Here is a 21246-nt window from a genome sequence, read left to right as displayed (position 1 = left end):
GGACGATAAGGTCGGGTCGCTCGGGAGGAGCGCTGGTCGCGTACCGGCGTTTGTGGCGATGTTGATGCAAACAAAAAGACAAACCGCGCTTTCGCTATGGCTGACCCTCGCAGCAATGCTCGCAGCGGCGCCGCTGCGCGCCCAGCAGGCGGCGCAGGCGGCCGGTAGCGAAATCCGCATCGGCAATGTGATGCCGTATACCGGGCCGCTCGCGGCGTTCGCGACCATCGGGCGGGCGGAAGCGGCCTATTTCGACATGGTCAACGAGCATGGCGGCATCAACGGCCGCAAGGTCAGGTTCGTCTCGGTCGATGACAGCTCCAACCCGAAAACCGCGATGGAGCAGACCCGCGATCTCGTCGAGAAGCAGGACGTGCTGTTGATGTTCGGCTCGTTCGGCACGCCGAGCAATCTCGCCGTGCGAAAGTACCTCAACGAGAACAAGATCCCGCAGCTGTTCGTCGCCTCCGGCGACGAGGAATGGGCGCATCCGACTAGCTTTCCCTGGACGATGGGCTGGCAGCCGACCTTCCGCGCCGAGGGCCAAATCTACGCCAATTACATCCAGGCCGCCTATCCCTCGCGCAAGATCGCGGTGCTCTGGCAGAACGACCAGTTCGGCCGCGATCTGTTCAGGGGACTGCAGGAGGGGCTCGGCGATACCGCCGGCATGATCGTGGCTGATCTCGCCTTCGACGCGTCGGAGACCGCGATCCAGAACCAGATCGGCATCCTGAAGAACTCCGGCGCCGACATCCTGGTGTTCGACGGCGCGCCGGCGATCGCGGCGCGCGCGATCCGTGTTGCCGCTGATCTCGACTGGCACCCGGTGTTCATCCTCGACAATGCCTCGGCCTCGATCGCCAGCGCGCTGCGGCCGGCGGGCCTGCAGAACTCGCTCGGCGTGATCTCGACCTCGTTCCTGAAGGATGCCGGCGACGCCTCCTGGAAGAACGATCCGCAGATCAAGGCGTGGCTCGCCTTCATGGACAAATATTATCCCGACGGCGACAAGGACGACATCTACGCGGTGTTCGGCTATGCCGCCGCCGACACGCTGATGCAGGTGCTGCGCCAGTGCGGAGACGACCTGTCGCGCGAGAACATCATGCGGCAGGCCGCCTCGCTGAAGGACTATCAGAGCCCGATCGCGCTGCCGGGGATCGTGATCAACACCGGCCCGAAGGATTTCCGCCCGATCAAGCAGATGCGGCTGGTGCAGTTCGACGGCAATGCCTGGCAGCCGATCGGCGACGTGATCGAGAGCGCGTTCACGGCGGTGCGCGAGGATAATTGAGCACGGTGGCCACTCCGTCACCGTCACCCTGAGGAGGCTGCAAAGCAGCCGTCTCGAAGGGTCGACGGCCCGATTGTGGCCGTGCATCCTTCGAGGCTCGCCCAGTGGCGCAATTGCGCCGCAAGGCTCGCACCTCAGGATGACGGGGATAGTGCGTACTACTCCATCCACGTCATTGCGAGCGAAGCGAAGCAATCCATCGCGCCACAAGCGGAGAAGTGGATTGCTTCGTCGCGAACGCTCCTCGCAATGACGGCTGCGGAAAGCGTGACAACCTACTTCTTCAGCCCGTAGTTCAGCAACCCGCCCTTGTTCTTCGGCGGATGCGCGCGCAGGCCTTCCTCGTTCGGCTCGGTGCCCCAGCCCGGGCGATCCGGGATCACGAGATGGCCGTCGACGAACTCGGGCACGTGGGTGAACAGCTCGTGGTCCCAGGCCAGCCGGTCGATGTCGGTCTCCATGATGCGCAAGTTCGGCACTGCCGCGCAGAAATGCGCGTTCATCATGGTGCAGAGGTGGCCGTAGAAATTGTGCGGCGCGACGTTGACCTCGAAATGCTCGGCGGCGGCGGCGATCTTCATCGACTGCCAGACCCCGTTCCACGGCGTGTCGATGATCGCGACGTCCATCGCCTGCTCGGTGAAGTAGGGCAGGAATTCGCGCAGGCCCAGCAGCGTCTCGCAGGACGAGATCGGGTGCGGGCTCTGGCGGCGGATATAGCCGAGCGCCTGCGGGTTGAAGGTGTCGATCTCGACCCAGAACATGTCCATCTTCTCGATGGCGCGCAGGATCTTCAGATAGCCTTCGGTCTTGGCGTTGAAATTGAGGTCGAGCAAAAGGTCGACATCCGGCCCCGCGCCGTCGCGGATCGCCTCCAGATGCATGCAGAGATTGCGGAGCACCGTGCGGTCGACATTGATCTCGGGCTGGAACGGCGAGCCGAAGCCGGGCCGCCAGCCCTGCGGCTTGCCGTCGGTGTAGACGAAGATGTTGGTCTTCATCGCCGTGAATTTCTTCTCGCGCACCTCGGCGCCGATCGCCTTGACGCCGTCGAGATCCGTGATCGCCGGCTTGTACCAGTCGGGATGATTGATGCGCCAGGTCGCACAATGCGACCAGTAGACCCGCACGCGGTCGCGGATCTTGCCGCCGAGCAAATCATAGCAGGGCACGCCGAGCGCCTTGGCCTTGACGTCGAGCAGCGCGTTCTCGATGGCCCCTAACGCCAGCGCCACCACGCCGCCGGCGGCGGGGCGCGTCGCGGCGAACAGCTCGACATGGATCCGTTCATGCTCGAACGCGTTCTTGCCGACCACGCGCGCCGAGAGCCGCTCGATCGCCGCGGTCACGCCGGGCGCGCCAAAGCCTTCGTCATATTCGCTCCAGCCGACCAGCCCGTCCGTGGTCGTCACCTTGACGAAGTGATAGTTCCGCCAGCCGGCATCGCAGGCGAGCGTCTCGACGCTTTTGATTGTGGTTGATTTGCTCATGGTTTCCCGCCGGCTCTTGTTGGTGTCGAAGAGAGCACAATAGCGGATCGAGCAATGCGTCAACCGCACGGCGCCAGACCGCCAGCGCAAGCTTGCTGCAAAGTACAGCGGCTATTTGCGTATTCCGTCAAGCGGAAGAAAATTCCACTTGCATCACACAGTTGGCGCGGCTTCAAGTTCACTCAACAAGAAAACTGAATCAGCCGCAGTCACCGGCTGGTCATGTTGGCGAGGAAGCCTGATGGGCGCGTTGTCGCATCTGCGGATTGTCGAGATCGGAAGTGCTGCGGCCACGAGCTATTGCGCACGGCTGTTTGCCGATTTCGGCGCCGATGTGCAGAAGGTCGAGCCGCCGACGGGCGATCCGCTTCGCCGCACTGCGCCGCAGACGCCGCAGGGGCACAGCGCGTGGTTTGCGTTCCTCAATTTCAACAAATCGAGTGTCGTCCTCGACAAGGGCGATACATCGCGCCTGCACGAGCTGATCGCGAGCTGCGACATCCTGCTCGATGGGCGCGGCATCGCTGCGGCGGATTGTCCCGGCATCGATCTCGATGCGATCAGGCGCGACAATCCGGGCTTGATCCATCTCGACCTCGCCTGGTTCGGCGATCGCGGTCCTTACGCCGAGTTCGCCGCGACCGACTCCACGATCCGCGCGCTGACCGGGCTCGTGAAGCTGGTCGGGCCCGAGCAGGGGCCGCCGATGCACGCGCCGGATTTCCAGACCGGCATCCTCGGCGGGCTGTGGGGCTTCATCGCCGCCGCCTCGTCGGTGCTCGGGCGCATGCAGGACGGCCATGGGCGGGAAAGCCATCTCAGCCTGTTCGAGGCCTCTATCGCCGTCACCGAATACATCATGTTCGAGGCGTTCCAGCGCGGCGACATCATGCGGCGGATCGGCGTCAACCGGTTCTGGCCGACTTTTCCGGTCGGCATCTACGAGACCAAGCAAGGCTGGCTCGGCGTCACCACGGTAACCCCGGCGCAATGGCGCGCGTTCTGCGAGATGCTGGGCTTGCTCGATCTGCGCGACGACCCGACGCTGGTCATGGGCGTCGACCGGCTGCGCCACGTCGCCGAGATCGAAGGCAAGATCCTGCCCAAGCTGAAGCAGCGCACCGCGCAGGAATGGTTTGCCGAAGGCCTCAAGCGCAAGATCCCGATCGTGCCGGTGCCGGAGATATCGGATCTCATCGCCGATGAAGAGAAGCGTGCCCGGGGCGCCATCGTGCCGATCACGGTCGGCGGCGAAACCGGCTTTTCCGCCGGCACGGTGCAGCGGCTGACGGCAACGCCGCCGCTGCAAGGTGGGCGGGTGCCCGATCTCGGCGAACAGCAGGCGCGGCGCGAGGCCGTGCCGCGTGCGCCGGTGCCGAAGCCTGCTGCGATCAACCGCCTGCCGCTCGAAGGCATCCGCGTCGTCGACTTCTCGATGGGCTGGGCCGGGCCGATCTGCACCCGCACGCTCGCCGATCTCGGCGCCGACGTCATCAAGATCGAGGCGACCCAGTATCCGGACTGGTGGCGCGGCGTCGATCGGCGTCCGGCCTATGTGCTGGAGCAGATGTACGAGAAGTCGGTGCGCTACTGCATCATGAACCGCAACAAGCGCGGCATCACGCTCGACCTGACGCGCCCGAAGGGGCTTGCGCTGGCGAAGCGCCTGCTCGCCGATGCCGACCTCGTGGTCGACAATTATTCGGTCGAGGTACTGCCCAAGCTCGGCCTCGGCTACGACGTGCTGTGCAAGATCAATCCGAAGCTCGTGATGATGTCGATGTCGGCATTCGGCGCCGGCAGCGTGCATCGCGACTGCCGCGCCTATGGCTCGACGCTGGAGCAGGGCTCCGGCCTGCCCAGCGTGGTCGGCGATCCCGCCGGCCCGCCCGTCATGAGTCACACCGCGTTCGGCGATGCCGTCGGCGGCCTCAATGGTGCCGCCGCGGTGCTGACCGCGCTGATCCACGCGAAACTCACGGGGCAGGGTCAATTCATCGATCTCGCGCAGATCGAATGTATGATGCCGTTCGCCGCGCCCTGGATCGTCGCGCATTCGATCGACGGCAAGGCGCCGGTCAAGTACGGCAACCGCCATCCGGATTTCGTGCCGCACGGCTGCTTCCGTTGCGATGGCGAGGACAATTGGATCGTCGTCGCGGTGTCCAATGATGCGATGTGGCCGAAACTCGCACGGCTGCTCGGCCGCGAGGATTGGGCGACCGACGAAAAGCTCAAGACCGCCGCGGGCCGCCGCGCCATCGAGCGCGAGATCGAGGCTGCGATCACGGCCTGGACCTTGGCGCGCGATGCCGATGCGGCAATGGCTGCGCTGCAATCTGCCGGCGTTGCATCCGGCGTCGCGCGGTTGCCGATCGAGCTTCTGAAGGATCCGCAGCTGCACGCCCGCGGCTTCATCCAGCAGGTCGACCGCGCCTTCATCGGCAAGCATCCGCAGCCGTCGATGCCGTTCCGCGAGGGGCATGCTCCGTTCGCGATCCGCTCGGTGCCGCCGACGCTCGGCGAGCACAACCGCGAGATCCTCGGAGGCATGCTCGGGCTGTCCGACGCCGAGCTCGAAGAGCTCACAAGCGAAGGCATTATCGGCACCGAAATGCTGATGGAGGAGCAGCTGGTGAAAGAGAAGAAGCGGGCGGCGGGTTGATGGAGGCAGGCCAGCCGGCACAGCGCAGGGCGGAGGGGGTGCGCGACGGCGCGCGGCCGCTATTGTCCGTGCGCGGGCTCGGCATCCGTTTCAAGACCGCGCAAGGCATCTGGCAGGCGACGCGCCGGATCGACTTCGACATTGCGCCCGGCGAGCGGGTCGGCATCGTCGGGGAGAGCGGCTGCGGCAAGACCATCACCGGCCTGTCGATCCTGCGGCTGTTGCCGGGCAATTTCGCCGGCCTCGACGGCAAGATCCTGTTCGACGGCGTCGATCTCGCCTCCTGCAGCGCGCGGCAGATGCGCGCGATCCGGGGCAAGCGGATCGCGATGATCTTCCAGGAGCCGATGAGCGCGCTCGATCCGGTGTTCACCGTCGGCCACCAGATCGCCGAGACGCTGCGCGTCCACAGCAATATCGGCCAGGACGAGGCGCGCGCCAGGACGCTGGAGATGCTCCGCCGCGTCGGCATCGCCTCGCCCGAGCGGCGGATCGACGACTATCCGCACCAATTGTCCGGCGGCATGCGCCAGCGCGTGATGATTGCCGCGAGCCTGATCTGCGGCCCGCAGCTTCTGATCGCCGACGAGCCGACCACCGCGCTCGACGTCACCGTGCAGGCGCAGATCCTCGAGCTGCTGCGCGACATCAGCGAGACCTCGAAGACCGCGTTGATGCTGATCACCCACGATCTCGGCGTCGTCGCCGAGACCTGCACGCGGATGATCACGATGTATGCCGGCGAAGTGATCGAGGACGCGACCGTCGACGAGGCGCTGGTGCGGCCGCTGCATCCCTATACGTCGGGACTTTTACGCTCGCTGCCGCATCTGAGCCCGCGTCACGGAAGGCTGCCGTCGATCCCGGGCCGGGTGCCGTCGATCGCGGAGATGCCGAGCGGCTGCCGCTTCCGCGCCCGCTGCGCGCATGCGAACAGGGGCTGCGAGGCCGAGCAGACATTGCAGGACGCCGGCGGCGGCCGCAGGGTGCGCTGTCACCGCTTTGCCGAGCTCAATCTGCCGGGCGCGCTGCATCCGCCCGGTGCGCCGATTGCTGCGAAGGTCGCGACGCAATGACCGCAGCATCCGCTGAACCCCGCCGCGACGCCATCGTCTCGGTGCGCGACCTCCAGGTCCGCTTCCAGACCTCGGACCGCCGTGCCACCGTGAAGGCGGTCGACGGCGTCAATTTCGACGTCCGCCGCGGCGAGACGTTCGGCATCATCGGCGAGTCCGGGTCGGGCAAGACCACGATCGGCCGCGCGCTGGTGTTCCTGCTCAATCCCAGCGCCGGCGCCATCCTGCACGACGGCATCGACCCGACGGCGCTGCCGCGGCGGGAATTCCAAAGCCATCGCCGCGACTACCAGATCATCTTCCAGGATCCGAACGCCGCGTTGAACCCGCGCATGACGATCCTGGCCTCCGTGCTGGAGCCGCTGGAACTCGCGCGCATCGGCAATCGTGCCGAGCGGGAGAAGCTCGCGCGCGAAGCGCTGGAGCGGGTCGGCCTGCCGCAGGAATTCGGCGCGCGCTATCCGCATCAACTGTCCGGCGGCCAGAAGCAGCGCGTGGTGATCGCCCGCGCGCTGACCTTGAAGCCGAAGCTGATCGTGTGCGACGAGGTGGTGGCTGCGCTCGACATGTCGATCCGCGGCGACGTGCTCAACCTGTTCGCCGATCTGCAGCGCGATCTCGGCTTGACCTATGTCTTCATCACCCACGATCTCGCCGTGGTCTCGCATATCAGCGAGCGCGTCGCCGTGATGTATCTCGGCCAGTTCGTCGAGCTCGGGCCCACCGAGGAGGTCGCCGAGCGGCCGCTGCATCCCTACACCATCGCGCTGCTCTCCGCCGAGCCGCGGCCGTTGCCGTCGTCGATGCGGCAGGAGAGCCGGATCGTGCTGCAGGGCGAGGTGCCGAGCCCGATCGATCCACCCTCGGGCTGCCGCTTCCGCACCCGTTGCCCGCACGCCCAGCCGCTCTGCACCGACCGCGTGCCGGAGTGGCGCGAGCTGAAGCCCGATCACTGGGTGGCCTGCCATTTCGCCGACCGACCGAATTTTTCGCCAAACAACAACGCCGGAGCATGACGCCATGACGATGACGACACGACGCGAGGCCATGGCGCTGATCTCGGGCGCACTCGCGAGCACCACGCTCGGCGACCGCGCGTTCGCCGAAGGCGCGCCGAGGAAGGGCGGCACCTTGCGGATCTCTGCGCCGGCCAATCCGTCGAGCCTCGATCCGGCGACGCCGGCTCCGATCACGCCTTCCTGTTCACGATGTACGACACGCTGACCGAGTGGGACTTCGAGACGCTGAAGCCGAAGCCGGGCATCGCCGAGAGCTGGAAGTTCACCGATCCCAATACGCTGGTGCTCAACATTCGCGCCGGCGTCACTTTCCATGACGGCACGCCGCTCGATGCCGAGGCGGTGAAGTTCAACCTCGAGCGCAACCGCAGCGATCCGAGGTCCAACATCAAGGCCGATCTGCTCTCGGTTGCGTCGGTCGAGGTTACCGGGCCGCAGCAGGTGACCTTGAAGCTGAAGACGCCGGATACCGCGCTGCCGGGCATCCTCTCCGACCGCGCCGGCATGATGGTGTCGCCGACGGCGTTGAAGGCGGCTGACGGCGGCGTCGTGACGCGCAAGCCGGTCGGCGCCGGCGCTTATTCCTTCGTGAGCTGGGCCGACGGCGAGAAGATCGTGGTCAAGCGCAACGAAAAATACTGGAAGCCGGAGCGGCCTTATCCCGATGGCATCGAGTTCTCGATCATTCCCGAGCTCACCACCGGTGCCCGTTCGGTCACCGCCGGGCAGAACGACCTGATCTATCAGCTGCCGCCGCGGCAGAAGGTGATCATCGAGCGCGCCCCGAGCGTGAAGGTGGTGCACGGGCCGACGCTCTACGTGCTCCAGATCTTCCTGAACTGGGCCAAGCCGCCGTTCGACAACGTCAAGGTCCGCCAGGCGCTCAACTTCGCGATCGATCGGGAGTCCTTCGTCAAGGCCGCGCTCGCGGGTCTCGCCGAGCCGGCCTACATGAACCTGCCGAAGTCGCATTGGGCCTACGACGCCGAGGTCGCAAAGCTTTATCCGTATGATCCCGGCAGGGCACGCAAGCTGCTCGCCGAGGCAGGCTTCAAGGAGGGCACCCAGATCGAGCTTGGCGGCTATCCCGACCAGGATTCGGTGCAACGCCAGGAGATCCTGATCGAGCAATTGCGCAAGGCCGGCATCGGCGTGCGCTTCGTCAACGCGCCGATCGCGGAGGCCTCTGCGGCTTTCTTCGGTGCAGAGAAGAAGGGCGCCGGGCTGCTCTCGGCCTGGACCGGGCGGCCCGACCCGAGCCTTACCTATTCGCTGATGTTCACCAGGGACGCCTACTACAACGCCGGCCGTGCGCCGGTGCCGGCCGAGCTCGAGGCCGCAATCAAGGAATCGCGCGCGTCGGAGGATATCGAGGTCAGGCGCAAGGCCTTCTCCACCGTGCAGCGGCTGGTGATGGAGAACGCCTTGGTGGTGCCGCTGGCGTTCCAGTTCGAGCTGGTCGCCATGAACAAGAAGGTGCAGGGCTATCGGCCGAACCTGCTCGGCAAGCCGAAATACGACGACGTCTGGCTGGAAGGCTAGCATGATCCGAAAAAGTGCGAAGCGGTTTTTCGAAAATGATCATGCTCGAAAGAGGAGCTAAAGCACGATGATGTTCCATCAAAATCTCATCGTGCTTTAGCGATGGCGCGACGGTCACCGGTCAAGGTCATCGGCAGCCGCCTGGTGCAGGCGCTGCCCGTGATCCTGCTCGCGACCTTCATGGTGTTCGCGCTGCTCAAGCTGGTGCCCGGCGACATCGCCGTGACGCTCGCCGGCGACAACGCGACCGATGCACGGATCACCGAGATCAGGCAGATCTACGGTCTCGACCGGCCGTTCCTGGTGCAATATGGCGCCTGGCTCGGCCATGTCGCGCAGGGCGATCTCTCGCAATCGCTGTTGACCGGCGAGAAGGTCGCGGACTCGATCGGCCGTGCCTTCCCGAACACGCTCTTGATCGTCGTGATCGCGCTGGTGCTGGCGCTGGTCACGGGCATCCCGATGGGCGTGATGGCCGCGATCAAGCCGAACGGCTGGGTCGACAAGCTGATCAGCATGATCGCCTCGCTCGGCGTCGCGGTGCCCGGCTTCTGGCTCGCGATGATTTTGGTGGCGGAGTTCTCGCTGAAGCTGAACTGGCTGCCGGCGACCGGCGCCAAATCCTTCAGCGCCTCGCCGATCGACGCGATCCGGCACGCGCTGCTGCCGGGCATTGCGATTGCGGCCTATGGCATGGCCGAGGTCGCGCGCCAGCTGCGCGGTGCGCTGCTCGAGGTGCTGTCCTCGCAATATGTCCGCACGCTGCATGCCAAGGGATTATCGATGTCCCGCATCCTGTGGCAGCACGGCCTGAAGAATGTCGGCGTCAACCTGCTCACGATCATCAGCCTGCTGGTCAACCGCATGCTGGCGGCGACCGTGGTGATCGAGGCGGTGTTCGCCATTCCCGGGCTCGGCAGCCTGATCGTGCGCGGCGCGATCCAGCGCGATTTCCCGATCGTGCAGGGCGTCGTCTTCACCATGGTGGTGGTCGTGATCGCGGTGAATTTGATCACCGACCTGCTGTGTGCCGCGCTCGATCCGAGGATCGAGCAATGACCGACACGGCGCTCGCATCCCTGAAGGCACCGGCCAGGCCGACCCGGCTCCGGCGGTTTGTGCGTTGGCTCGCCGGCGATCTTCGTGCCGCGCTGTCGATCCTGGTACTTATGGTGCTCGTCGTGGTCGCGATCGGCGCGCCCTGGATCGCGCCCTATGCGCCGACCGCGCAGGACGTCAACAACATGCTGGCGCCGCCGGGGCCAGCGCATCTGCTCGGCACCGACGACCTCGGCCGCGACATCTTCTCCCGCCTGATCTACGGCGCGCCGGCGACCGTCTATGCCAGCCTGCTCGCGGTCGGCGTCGCGGTTCTGATCGGGCTGCCGGTCGGCCTGATCGCCGGCTATTTCGGCGGCTGGATCGACGACATCATCAGCCGCATCATCGACACCTTCCTGTCATTCCCGGCCATCGTGCTGGCGATCGCGGTCACCGGCGCGCTCGGCATTGGCCTCACCAACGGCATGATCGCGGTCGGCATCACGATGTTCCCGGCGCTGGCGCGCATCGTCCGCGCCCGCACCCTGATCGTGCGGCAGGAGCTCTATGTCGATGCGTCCAGAGGCTTTGGCGCGCCGACCTGGCACGTGCTGTGGCGCCACGTGCTGCCGAACACGCTGCAACCGGTCGTCGTGCAGGTGACGCTGCTGCTCGCTGCTGCGCTGCTGGCCGAAGCCAGCCTGTCGTTCCTCGGCCTCGGCATCCAGCCGCCGGACCCGAGCTGGGGCGCCATGCTGGCGCGCGCCTATCAATACATGGAAATCGCGCCTGAGCAGATGTACGCGCCGGGCCTTGCCATTCTCGTCGTCTCCCTGGCGTTCAATGCGCTCGGAGAGTCCTTGCGCGTCGTGCTCGATCCGACCATGAAGGATCGCTAGAGCATGCAAACGCTTACGGGCTGCCGCGATCTGTTCACCTCGCCCCGCTTGCGGGGAGAGGTCGAAATTGGCGCGCAGCGCGAATTTCGGGTGAGGGGGACTCTCAGCGAGCTCGCTCGTGGAGACTCCCCCTCACCCGAAGCCTACGCTTCGCTCCGGCTTCGACCTCTCCCCGCAAGCGGGGCGAGGTAAGCAACTCACGGAACAGTCCATGTCCTTCAAGAAACTGCTGATTGCCAACCGCGGTGAGATCGCGATCCGGATTGCCCGCGCCGCTGCCGATAGCGGCCTTGCCACGGTCGCGATCTATCCCGCCGATGATGCGGCTTCCCTGCATGTCCGCTCAGCCGACGAGGCGCGCGAGATTCCCGGCCGCGGCGCGCGGGCCTATCTCGACATCGAGGCGGTGATCGCGGCGGCGAAGGCTGCGGGCTGCGATGCGCTGCATCCGGGCTATGGCTTCCTCAGCGAGAACACTGGGCTTGCGCGGCGCTGTGCCGAGGAGAAGATCACCTTCGTCGGCCCGTCGCCGGAGGCGCTCGATCTGTTCGGCGACAAGGCCAAGGCAAAGGCGCTGGCGAAAAAATGCGGCGTGCCGATCATTGCCGGCACCTCGGGCGCGACCTCGCTCGAGGAGGCCAGGGCCTTCCTCGCCTCGCTCGGCGCTGGCGCCGCCGTGATGATCAAGGCGATCGCCGGTGGCGGCGGCCGCGGCATGCGGGTGGTCGAGGACTTAGCCAAGCTCGACGAGGCCTATGCGCGCTGCCAGTCGGAGGCCAAGGCGGCGTTCGGCAGCGATGCTGTTTACGTCGAGCGGCTGATCCGCAAGGCGCGTCATATCGAGGTGCAGATCATCGGCGACCGCCACGGCACGATCAGCCATCTTTGGGAGCGCGAATGCACGATCCAGCGCCGCAACCAGAAGCTCATCGAGGTGGCGCCGAGCCCATCGTTGAGCGAGAGCCTGCGCGCGCGCATCATCGAGGCGGCGAAGCAGCTCGCATCCGCCGCCCGCTACGACAATCTCGGCACCTTCGAATTCCTTGTCGATGACGAGGCGGGCGAAGGCGAGGGCGCGTTCGCCTTCATCGAGGCCAATCCGCGGCTTCAGGTCGAGCACACCGTCACCGAGGCGGTGCTCGGCATCGACCTGGTGCGGTCGCAGCTTGCGGTCGCCGCCGGCGCCACGCTGGCTTCGCTCGGGCTGGCACAAGCAGCGGTGCCGCTGCCGCGCGGCTATGCGATGCAGCTCCGCGTCAACATGGAGGTGATGGACGAGAAGGGGATGACCAAGCCGACCGGCGGCACGCTCAGCGTGTTCGACCTGCCGTCCGGCCCCGGCGTCCGTGTCGATACGTTCGGCTATTCCGGCTACCGGACCAGCGCGGCGTTCGACTCGCTGCTGGCCAAGGTGATCGTGCATTCGCCGAGCTCGAAATGGACCGACGTGGTGCACAAGGCGTCGCGCGCCTTGCGCGAATTCCGGATCGGCGGCGTCGCCACCAACATCCCCTTCCTGGGTGCGATCCTGGCGCATCAGAGCTTTGTCCGGAACAAGATCAGCACCGGCTTCATCGACAGCCATGTTGCGGCGCTGGTCGGCGCCGCGAAGGAGCATGCCGCGCCGCTGCTCGAGGTGAGCGAGGCGGCCACGACCAAGGCCGTCACCGCCGAAGCCGCTCCCGAAGGCTCGCTCCCGGTGGCGGCACCGTTGCAGGGCACGATCGTGGCGATCGAGGTCGCGGAGGGCGATCTGGTCCGTCCCGGCCAGCAGATCGCAGTGCTGGAATCGATGAAGATGGAGCATCTGGTCGCAGCGCCGCATGGCGGCCGGGTGACCAGGATCGCGGGCGGCATCGGCGTCACGCTGATGCACGGCGAGCCGATCCTGTTCCTTGAGCCTGCCGAAGTCGACGGCCATCACGCGGCGGAAGAGGCCGCGATCGATCTCGATCACATTCGTCCTGATCTCGCCGAACTGATCGCGCGCAAGGCGATCACGCTGGACGAGAACCGCCCGGCCTCGGTCGAGCGCCGCCGCAAGACCAACCAACGTACCGCGCGCGAGAACATCGCGCAGCTGGTCGATGAGGGCTCGTTCGTCGAATACGGCTCGCTCGCGATCGCGGCGCAACGTCGCCGCCGCAAGGTCGAGGACCTGATCAAGAACACGCCGGCTGACGGCCTGATATCAGGCGTCGCCACCGTCAACGCGAAGCATTTCGGTGCCGACGGCGCGCGCTGCATGGTGATCTCCTACGACTACACCGTGCTCGCCGGCACCCAAGGGCACATGAACCACAAGAAGATCGACCGCATGCTCGGGCTCGCCGAGCAGTGGCGGCTTCCGCTGGTGTTTTATGCGGAGGGCGGCGGCGGCCGTCCCGGCGATACCGACCGGCTCGGCATGACCGGCCTCGACGGCCCTTCCTTCGTGCAGTTCGCAAAACTTTCCGGGCTCGTGCCGGTGGTGGGCGTGGTCTCCGGCTACTGCTTCGCCGGCAACGCGGCGATGCTCGGCGTCTGCGACGTCATCATCGCCACCAAAAATGCCTCGATCGGTATGGGCGGCCCGGCGATGATCGAGGGCGGCGGGCTCGGGGTCTACCATCCGGCCGAGGTTGGGCCCGTCTCGTTCCAGTCGCCGAACGGCGTGATCGACATCCTGGTCGAGGACGAGGAAGAGGCCACGACGGTGGCGCAGAAATACCTGTCCTACTTCCAGGGCGCGGTGGCCGACTGGAAGGCGCCGGACCAGCGGCTGCTGCGCCGCGCGATCCCGGAAAATCGCCTGCGGGTCTACGACATCCGCAACGTGATCGACCTGATGGCGGACGAGGGCTCGGTGCTGGAGATCCGCAGGGATTTCGGCGTCGGCATGATCACGGCCTTCATCCGCATCGAGGGCAAGCCGTTCGGCCTGATCGCGAACAACCCGAAACATCTCGGCGGCGCGATCGATGCGGCGGCCGGCGACAAGGCCGCGCGCTTCATGCAGCTCTGCGATGCCTTCGATATCCCGATCGTCTCGCTGTGCGACACGCCGGGCTTCATGGTCGGCCCCGAGGCCGAGAAGACCGCGATCGTGCGCCACGTCGCGCGGATGTTCGTCACCGGCGCCAGCATCACGGTGCCGCTGTTCGGCATCGTGCTGCGCAAGGGCTACGGGCTCGGCGCGCAATCGATGATCGGCGGCGGCTTCCACGCGTCGTTCTTCACGGTGGCGTGGCCGACCGGCGAATTCGGCGGCATGGGCCTCGAAGGCTATGTCCGCCTCGGCTTCCGCAAGGAGATGGAGGCGATCGAGGACCCCGTCGAGCGCGAGAAATATTTCCAGACCAAGGTCGCCGAGCTCTACGCCAACGGCAAGGCCGTCTCGATCGCCTCGGTGCTGGAGATCGACGAGGTGATCGATCCCGCCGACACGCGGCACTGGATCATGGCCGGCCTGCGCTCGGTGCCGAAGCCGGAGCCGCGAACGACGCGGAAGCGGCCGTGCATTGATGCGTGGTGATGCGTAGGGTGGTCGCGCAATACACTCGGTGTCGTCCCTGCTTTCGCAGGGACGACAGCGGTGGATGTGTGAGCGCCTCGCGTCACTGACGCAGTCAACCCAACCGCAACTCCGCGTACCCGTTCGCCGCCACCTCGTCGCATCGTGCCCGATACGCCGGCGCGCTGCCGCTGTAGCGGGCGACGATGCGCCTCTGCTTGCCTTCGACGTTGCGGTTGATGCCGGTCATCCAGGAATCCACCTCGTTGGACAGCAGGCCGACGCCGAGCGCCTTGACATGATCGGTCCAGCCGGCGGTACCCTCCGGCGTGGCGTCGAGGAAGGTCAGGCCCCTCTCGTGCGCGAAGCCGAGCAGGCCGGTGACCCAGTCGACGCTGTATTCGATGCTGCGCGGGATGTTGCCGAGCGCGGTGTGCGGGCCCATCAGCATCATCATGTTCGGGAAGCCGTCGACCATCAGCCCGAGATAGGTTTCCGGGCCGTGCGTCCACTTCTCCTTCAGCCGCGCGCCATGCGCGCCGCGAAAATCGATCTTGTCGAAACTGCCGGTGATGGCATCGAAGCCGGTGGCGTAGATGATGATGTCGAAGGCGTAGTCTCGGTCGCTGGTCCGGATACCGTCCGGCGTGATCCGCTCGATCGGCGTCTCCTTGATATCGACCAGCTCGACATTGTCGCGGTTGTAGACCTCGTAATAGAAGGTCTCGAGCGGCAGCCGCCGCGTGCCGAAGCCGTGGTTCTTCGGGATCAGCTTCTCTGCCACCGCCTGGTTCTTCACCCGCTCGCGAATCTTGCGCGCGACGAAGTCGCTGATCGTGGCATTCGCCGCGCGGTCGATCAGGATGTCCTTGAAGTTGCCCTGCCAGATGCCGAAACCGCGCTCGCCATAGAGCTTCTCGTAGAACGCCTCGCGCTCGGCGTCGCTGACCTCGAACGCGCCGCGCGGATCGGGCGTATGCACGAAGCAGGCAAAGGTCTCCTTGCAGCGGGCGAAGATCTCCGGGTAACCGGCCTTGATCTTCGCCTGCGTCTCCGCGTCGATCTTGCCGTTGTGCAGCGGCGCCGCCCAGTTGGCGGTGCGCTGGAACACGGTGAGGTGGCCGACCTCGCCGGCGATGGTCTGGATAGTCTGGATGCCGGTGGCGCCGGTGCCGATCACGGCGACGCGCTTGCCGCTGAAATCCACCTTCTGCTTCGGCCAGCGCGCGGTGTGAAACGATTGGCCCTTGAAATCGTCGATGCCCGCGACGCGCGGCAGAGTCGGCGTCGAGAGCGGACCAATCGCGGTGATCAGGAAGCGGCAGCTATGTTGCGCGCCGCCTTCCAGCGTGACCTGCCAGCTCCTTGTCTCGTCCTGGTAGATCGCTGACGTGATGCGGCTCTCGAACTTGATGTCGCGGCGCAGGTCGAACTTGTCGGCGACGTAGTTGCAGTAGCGCAAGGTCTCGGGCTGGCCGGCAAAATGCTCCGACCATTCCCATTCCGCGAGCAGCTCCTTCGAGAACGAGTAGCCGTAGGAATAGCTCTCGGAATCGAAGCGCGCGCCGGGATAGCGGTTCCAGTACCAGGTGCCGCCGACGCCGGTGCCTGCCTCGAACACGCGCGCCGTCAGCCCAAGCTCGCGCAGCCGGTAGAGCTGATACATGCCGGACAGGCCGGCGCCGATGATAATAACGTCGTAGTCCAGCGCAGTCGTCTCGGGGCTGTTGTCCTGGCGCGATGCGGCCACCTGTCGTCGCTCCCTGGGTTGATTGGCGGCAAGGCTAGCCGGTCTCGCTGCGGCCGACAAACATGGAAGCGCGGGGCTGCCATCGGGATTTGCCGGGTTCGCCAGCCCGCGTGCATTCCGCGCGGCGGGACTGTCCGCCCCGCGGCTTTACTCGGCCGCGAGATACCCGCTATCGTCGGCCCCACAAGACGATCGCCCGCCAAGCGGCGACGGAACCAGCGGGAGTGAAGCGATGGGAGAGGCGCTGCGCAGGCCGACATCTACAGACGTCAGCAATCCCCGGCTTTATCAGGACGACATTTGGCGGCCGCTGTTCGCGCAGCTTCGCCGCGACGATCCCGTGCATTATTGCGAGGCGTCGGCCTACGGCCCGTACTGGTCGGTGACGCGCTATGACGACATCTTTGCAGTCGAGCTGGATCACCAGAATTATTCCTCGGCCTCGGAGCTTGGCGGTATCCAGGTCGCCGACCAGCCCAAGGGACAGGAGCGGCCGAGCTTCATCCGCATGGACCCGCCCGGCCACACCGCGCAGCGCCGCACGGTGGCGCCGATCGTGGCGCCGTCGCACCTCGCCAATTTCGACGCCCTGATCCGCAAGCGCACCGCAGCCGTGCTCGACGCGCTGCCGCGCAACGAGACCTTCGACTGGGCCGAGCGGGTCTCGGTCGACCTCACCAACATGATGCTGGCGACGCTGTTCGATTTCCCCTCGGAGGATCGCGCCAAGCTGACCTGGTGGTCGGATGTCGCGATCGCCAACGTCGAATCCCCGGACGCAGTGGTGCATTCGGAGGCCGAACGCACCGCCGAGCTGGTCAAGATGGGAGAATATTTCCGAAGATTATGGGATGCGCGGGTCGACGCGCCTCCGACCTTCGACCTGATCTCGATGCTGGCGCATTCGGAAGCGACGCGCAATCTGGAGCCGCGCGAGTTCATCGGCACGATCGGGCTGTTGATCGTCGGCGGCAACGACACCACGCGCAATTCGATGTCCGCCGGGCTGATGGCGCTGTGCGAAAATCCCGAGCAGTTCGAGCTGGTCCGGGCGAGGCGGGAGCTGATCCCGAACCTGGTGTCCGAGACCATCCGCTACCACACGCCGGTGCTGCACATGCGCCGCACCGCGCGCAACGATGTCGAGCTTGCCGGCCGCCAGATCAAAAAGGGCGACAAGGTCGTGATGTGGTACATCTCCGGCAATCGCGACGAGGACAAGATCGAGCGTGCCGACGAATTCATCATCGACCGCGCCAAGCCGCGCCAGCATCTCGCCTTCGGCGCCGGCGTCCACCGCTGCGTCGGCGACCGCCTCGCCGAGCAGCAATTGCGCATCCTCTGGGAGGAGGTTCTGGCGCGTGATCTGCGTTTTGAGCTGATGGGCCCGCCGCAAAGGCTCTATTCCAATTTCATCCGCGGTATACGAAGCTTGCCGGTGAGAATCGTCAATTGAGGCATAATCTCCATCACCGTCATTGCGAGCGAAGCGAAGCAATCCATCGTGCATCATGCGCGGAAGCATGGATTGCTTCGTCGCTCCGCTCCTCGCAATGACGAAGGAGAGCTACCAGGAAACAAGAATGAAGAACGATCCCGTTGACGTCCTGATCATCGGCGCCGGCGCCTCCGGCGCCGCGGTGGCCTGGAGCCTCGCCGACACCAAGATGCATATCCTCTGCCTCGATCAGGGCGGCTGGATGAATCCAGCCGAATATCCGAGCACCGGGCGCGACTGGGAGGCGAAATTCTTCGGCGAGTGGTCGTCGAGCCCGAACATTCGCCGCCGGCCCGAGGACTACCCGATCAATGACGACAATTCGCCGATCAAGGTCGTCAATTTCAACGCCGTCGGCGGCTCGACCGTGATGTACACCGCGCACTGGCCGCGGCTGCATCCGTCCGATTTCAAGGTGAAGACGCTCGACGGCGTCGCCGACGACTGGCCGATCGATTACGACGCGCTGACGCCGTTCTTCGAGGAGAACGATCGCATGATGGGCACGTCGGGCCTGTCGGGCGATCCGCTGTCGCCGCTGTCGCACCCGCCGATGCCGCAGCAGCCGCTCGGGCTATCAGGTCCGCTGATCGGCAAGGCGATGAACAAGCTCGGCTGGCACTGGTGGCCGTCGGACACCACGGTCGCGACGATGGACTATGAGGGCAGAGCGCGCTGCATCAATCTCGGCCACTGCACGCCGGCTTGCGCGCAGGGCGCCAAGGCCTCGACCGACATCACCTACTGGCCGCACGCGGTGCGCGCCGGGGTCGAGCTGAAGACGCATTGCCGGGTGCGCGAGATCCTGACCAACGAGCACGGCATGGCCTCCGGCGTCGTCTACTACGACAAGGACGGCGTCGAGCAGTTCCAGCCGGCCGAGGTCGTCATCATCGCCTGCAACGGCGTCGGCACGCCGCGGCTGCTGCTCAACTCGGTGTCCGGGAAATTCCCGAACGGCCTCGCCAATTCGTCCGGCCTGGTCGGCAAGAATTTGATGTTCCATCCCTATGCGCAGATCTACGGCTATGTCGCCGAGCCGACCGATTCCAACCGCGCGCCGCCGACCTGCCTGTGGAGCAAGGAGTGGTACGACACCGACCTGTCGCGTGGCTTCGTCCGCGGCTACGGCGTTCAGTTCGTGCGCGGCGCCGGGCCGGTGTTCGAGGCCGTGGTCAGCGAGCAGAAGGGCATCCTGCCCTGGGGCAAGGACCATCATCGCGTGTTCCGCAAGCTGAACGGCCATCGCATCGGCTTCTCCGCGATCTGCGAGGATCTGCCGGAGGAGCATAACCGCGTCACGCTCGACCCCGTGCTGAAGGACGGCCACGGCATTCCGGCACCGAGGATCGACTACACGATCAGCGAGAACAGCCGGAAGATGATGGACCATGCGCTGGCGCGCGGCCGCGAGTTCCTGGAGGCCGCCGGCGCCACCGATCTCTGTGTCAATTCACCGATCCCCTGGGGCGGCTGGCATCTGCTCGGCACCGCGCGGATGGGCACCGATCCGGCGCGCTCGGTGGTCAACGAATGGGGCCGCTCGCACGACGTGAAGAACCTGTTCATCGTCGACGGCAGCATCTTCGTCACCTCGGGCGGCGTGAACCCGACCTCCACCATCCAGGCTCTTGCGCTCTACATCGCCGACCAGATGAAGCAGCGCCTCGCCAATTTGTTCGACTGAGATTGCCGACATGTCCGATGCAAAAGAACTGACCGCCGTCCAGCGCGCCGATCTCCGCACCGTGGCCGCGATGATCGTGCCCGAAAGCGCCGAGTACAAGGTGCCCGGCGCCGACGATCCCGCTGTTCAGGCCGATATGCTGGCAACGCTCGGCCGCGACACCGTGCTGGTGGCGCAGGCGCTGGATCATCTGGCGCAGCTTGCGGGCAAGCCGCTTGCCGAGCTCGATGAGGTCAGGCGCGATGCAGTGGCACAGGAGTTTCGCAACGATGGCGGCGCGGCCGCGGCGACGCTCGTCCGCGTGGTTCTGCAGTGCTACTACCGCGACGACCGCGTGCTGCGCTCGCTCGGGCTCGAGCAGCGCGCGCCATTCCCCAAAGGCCATGTGCTGCCGGACGGCGACTGGTCGCTGCTCGATCCGGTCAAAGCGCGCGGCGGCACGTTGCGGCGGGCGACCTAGCCGGCCGGGCAGGGCTGCGCGGGGGCGTAACCACTTGCGGCGGCGGGAGCCGGTCACCATCTCAGGAGACCAAAGGACTCTCGCCATGCTTGATATGACCTCAGATACCGCGGGTGACACGCCGTCACCGCGAACGGCTGACGCTGCCCAAATCGACAAGCAAGTCGATGACCGGGCCTTGCTGGACGCCTATTCCAATGCCGTGATCGACGTCACCGATCGGGTCGGCCCGGCCGTGGTCCGCGTCGAAACCGGGCCGAAGGTGCGCAACGCGCGCGAGCGCGGCGGGCTCGGCTCGGGGATCGTGATCTCGCCCGACGGCTTCGTGCTGACCAACAGCCATGTGGTCGGATCGTCCAGGGAGATCCGGCTGCGCGACACCGAGGGCTTCGTCACCGACGCCCATGTGCTCGGCGTCGATCCCGACACCGATCTCGCACTGCTGCGGGCCGATGGCGCGCGCGATCTGCCTTACGCGTCGCTCGGCAATTCCAAGACCTTGCGGCGCGGCCAGCTCGTGGTCGCGATCGGCAACCCGCTCGGCTTCGAATCGACGGTCACCGCAGGCGTCGTGTCGGCGCTCGGCCGCTCGATCCGTTCGGTCAGCGGGCGCACCATCGAGGACGTGATCCAGACCGATGCCGCGCTCAATCCCGGCAATTCCGGCGGGCCGCTGGTGTCGTCGAAAGGCGAGGTGATCGGGATCAACACCGCGATCATCAACGGCGCGCAGGGCATCTGCTTTGCGGTCGCCAGCAACACCGCGCAGTTTGTGCTGTCGGAGATCATCCGTCACGGCTATGTCCGCCGCGCCTATATCGGCGTCGCCGGACAGACCGCGCCGGTGCCGCGGCGGCATGCGGTGCTGGCCGGCGTCGAAAACAAGATGGGTGCGCTGTTGATGCAGATCGAACCGGACAGCCCGGCCGCACGCGCCAGCCTGTTGCCCGGCGACGTCGTGATCAGGCTCGACGGCCTCGAGATCAACGGCGTCGACGATCTGATCCGCGCGCTCGATCACAGCCGGATCGACCGCACCCTGTCGATGGACGTGCTCCGCCTCGGCCGCCTGCGCGCGATCGAGATTCATCCGATCGAGAGGAAGCCGGCGAAGCAGTGAGGGCGGTGCGATCCACGAACTCTGCTGTCCCCTTCCCGCTGTGGGAAAGGGGGGCTCGTGGTCGCGCCCCGCAAGCGCTTTAGGCTACGGATCCGTGTGGTCCGGCTAGTCCTGGGCGAGTACTCATAAGGTGCAAAATGTGGGTCTTGGAGGCGAGGCGGAACGCCTGCCTGAGCTTTACCGGCTGTGACTCAGGGGCGACATGCCAG

The 21246-nt window shown here is 65.9% G+C and carries 15 protein-coding genes; 13 read left to right on the top strand and 2 right to left on the bottom strand.

Annotation, left to right across the window (positions count from 1 at the left end; all coding sequences use genetic code 11):
- Positions 1–58: 58 nt before the first annotated feature.
- Positions 59–1297 carry an ABC transporter substrate-binding protein gene (locus BI327_RS20910; protein WP_167386899.1) on the top strand — a complete coding sequence of 413 codons (1239 nt, stop codon included), beginning with the start codon at positions 59–61 and terminating at the stop codon, positions 1295–1297.
- Positions 1298–1572: 275 nt separating this feature from the next.
- Here the strand turns inward: BI327_RS20910 and BI327_RS20905 are convergent, their stop codons facing one another.
- Entirely contained in the window at positions 1573–2787 is a 1215-nt protein-coding gene (locus tag BI327_RS20905; protein ID WP_076863127.1) for a mandelate racemase/muconate lactonizing enzyme family protein, read from the bottom strand.
- 241 nt (positions 2788–3028) lie between these two features.
- Between BI327_RS20905 and BI327_RS20900 the strand changes: the two genes are divergently transcribed.
- The 8 genes from BI327_RS20900 to BI327_RS20870 all read left to right on the top strand — a co-directional run bounded on the left by BI327_RS20900 (position 3029) and on the right by BI327_RS20870 (position 14543).
- Positions 3029–5452 carry a CaiB/BaiF CoA transferase family protein gene (locus BI327_RS20900; protein ID WP_076862658.1) on the top strand — a complete coding sequence of 808 codons (2424 nt, stop codon included), beginning with the start codon at positions 3029–3031 and terminating at the stop codon, positions 5450–5452.
- Positions 5452–6528 carry an ABC transporter ATP-binding protein gene (locus tag BI327_RS20895; RefSeq protein WP_076862657.1) on the top strand — a complete coding sequence of 359 codons (1077 nt, stop codon included), beginning with the start codon at positions 5452–5454 and terminating at the stop codon, positions 6526–6528. The genes BI327_RS20900 and BI327_RS20895 overlap by 1 nt, the downstream gene beginning before the upstream one ends.
- Entirely contained in the window at positions 6525–7544 is a 1020-nt protein-coding gene (locus tag BI327_RS20890) for an ABC transporter ATP-binding protein (protein WP_076862656.1), read from the top strand. Before BI327_RS20895 ends, BI327_RS20890 begins: the two co-directional genes overlap by 4 nt.
- 4 nt (positions 7545–7548) lie before the next feature.
- The gene (locus BI327_RS43260; protein WP_245334881.1) at positions 7549–7752 is read left to right on the top strand and encodes a hypothetical protein; all 204 of its coding nucleotides are present in this window, start codon (positions 7549–7551) and stop codon (positions 7750–7752) included.
- Complete coding sequence (locus BI327_RS20885) at positions 7737–9089, top strand: ABC transporter substrate-binding protein (protein ID WP_245334880.1); 1353 nt, start codon at positions 7737–7739, stop codon at positions 9087–9089. Before BI327_RS43260 ends, BI327_RS20885 begins: the two co-directional genes overlap by 16 nt.
- Positions 9090–9191: 102 nt before the next feature.
- Positions 9192–10148: an ABC transporter permease gene (locus BI327_RS20880; RefSeq protein ID WP_076862655.1), complete on the top strand. Its 957-nt coding sequence runs from the start codon at positions 9192–9194 to the stop codon at positions 10146–10148.
- On the top strand, positions 10145–11029 hold the full coding sequence (locus BI327_RS20875) for an ABC transporter permease (RefSeq protein WP_076862654.1): 885 nt from the start codon (positions 10145–10147) through the stop codon (positions 11027–11029). The genes BI327_RS20880 and BI327_RS20875 overlap by 4 nt, the downstream gene beginning before the upstream one ends.
- Before the next feature lie 211 nt (positions 11030–11240).
- Positions 11241–14543, top strand: a complete 3303-nt coding sequence (locus BI327_RS20870; RefSeq protein WP_076862653.1) for an acetyl-CoA carboxylase family protein — start codon at positions 11241–11243, stop codon at positions 14541–14543.
- Between the two features lie 94 nt (positions 14544–14637).
- Here the strand turns inward: BI327_RS20870 and BI327_RS20865 are convergent, their stop codons facing one another.
- Positions 14638–16272 carry a flavin-containing monooxygenase gene (locus BI327_RS20865; RefSeq protein ID WP_076862652.1) on the bottom strand — a complete coding sequence of 545 codons (1635 nt, stop codon included), beginning with the start codon at positions 16270–16272 and terminating at the stop codon, positions 14638–14640.
- Positions 16273–16504: 232 nt separating this feature from the next.
- Here BI327_RS20865 and BI327_RS20860 point away from each other — a divergent pair, with 232 nt between their 5' ends.
- From BI327_RS20860 to BI327_RS20845, 4 genes are all read left to right on the top strand, one after another.
- Entirely contained in the window at positions 16505–17728 is a 1224-nt protein-coding gene (locus BI327_RS20860; protein ID WP_076862651.1) for a cytochrome P450, read from the top strand.
- 127 nt (positions 17729–17855) lie between these two features.
- Entirely contained in the window at positions 17856–19457 is a 1602-nt protein-coding gene (locus tag BI327_RS20855) for a GMC family oxidoreductase (protein ID WP_076863125.1), read from the top strand.
- Between the two features lie 10 nt (positions 19458–19467).
- Entirely contained in the window at positions 19468–19917 is a 450-nt protein-coding gene (locus BI327_RS20850) for a hypothetical protein (protein WP_076862650.1), read from the top strand.
- 85 nt (positions 19918–20002) lie between these two features.
- Positions 20003–21037, top strand: a complete 1035-nt coding sequence (locus BI327_RS20845; protein WP_076862649.1) for a S1C family serine protease — start codon at positions 20003–20005, stop codon at positions 21035–21037.
- Positions 21038–21246: the final 209 nt, after the last annotated feature.

It is taken from the genome of Bradyrhizobium mercantei (genome assembly GCF_001982635.1).
Classification (GTDB): Bacteria; Pseudomonadota; Alphaproteobacteria; order Rhizobiales; family Xanthobacteraceae; genus Bradyrhizobium; species Bradyrhizobium mercantei.
The sequence above is the reverse complement of the archived record's forward strand: the minus strand, read 5'-3'. Positions and strand labels throughout refer to the sequence as shown.

What these genes read in the sequence shown, in the direction of transcription:
- BI327_RS20910 (WP_167386899.1), top strand. Translation starts at nt 59, where the DNA reads ATGTTGATGCAAACAAAAAGACAAACCGCGCTTTCGCTATGGCTGACC.
- BI327_RS20905 (WP_076863127.1), bottom strand. Translation starts at nt 2,787, where the DNA reads ATGAGCAAATCAACCACAATCAAAAGCGTCGAGACGCTCGCCTGCGAT.
- BI327_RS20900 (WP_076862658.1), top strand. Translation starts at nt 3,029, where the DNA reads ATGGGCGCGTTGTCGCATCTGCGGATTGTCGAGATCGGAAGTGCTGCG.
- BI327_RS20895 (WP_076862657.1), top strand. Translation starts at nt 5,452, where the DNA reads ATGGAGGCAGGCCAGCCGGCACAGCGCAGGGCGGAGGGGGTGCGCGAC.
- BI327_RS20890 (WP_076862656.1), top strand. Translation starts at nt 6,525, where the DNA reads ATGACCGCAGCATCCGCTGAACCCCGCCGCGACGCCATCGTCTCGGTG.
- BI327_RS43260 (WP_245334881.1), top strand. Translation starts at nt 7,549, where the DNA reads ATGACGATGACGACACGACGCGAGGCCATGGCGCTGATCTCGGGCGCA.
- BI327_RS20885 (WP_245334880.1), top strand. Translation starts at nt 7,737, where the DNA reads ATGTACGACACGCTGACCGAGTGGGACTTCGAGACGCTGAAGCCGAAG.
- BI327_RS20880 (WP_076862655.1), top strand. Translation starts at nt 9,192, where the DNA reads ATGGCGCGACGGTCACCGGTCAAGGTCATCGGCAGCCGCCTGGTGCAG.
- BI327_RS20875 (WP_076862654.1), top strand. Translation starts at nt 10,145, where the DNA reads ATGACCGACACGGCGCTCGCATCCCTGAAGGCACCGGCCAGGCCGACC.
- BI327_RS20870 (WP_076862653.1), top strand. Translation starts at nt 11,241, where the DNA reads ATGTCCTTCAAGAAACTGCTGATTGCCAACCGCGGTGAGATCGCGATC.
- BI327_RS20860 (WP_076862651.1), top strand. Translation starts at nt 16,505, where the DNA reads ATGGGAGAGGCGCTGCGCAGGCCGACATCTACAGACGTCAGCAATCCC.
- BI327_RS20855 (WP_076863125.1), top strand. Translation starts at nt 17,856, where the DNA reads ATGAAGAACGATCCCGTTGACGTCCTGATCATCGGCGCCGGCGCCTCC.
- BI327_RS20850 (WP_076862650.1), top strand. Translation starts at nt 19,468, where the DNA reads ATGTCCGATGCAAAAGAACTGACCGCCGTCCAGCGCGCCGATCTCCGC.
- BI327_RS20845 (WP_076862649.1), top strand. Translation starts at nt 20,003, where the DNA reads ATGCTTGATATGACCTCAGATACCGCGGGTGACACGCCGTCACCGCGA.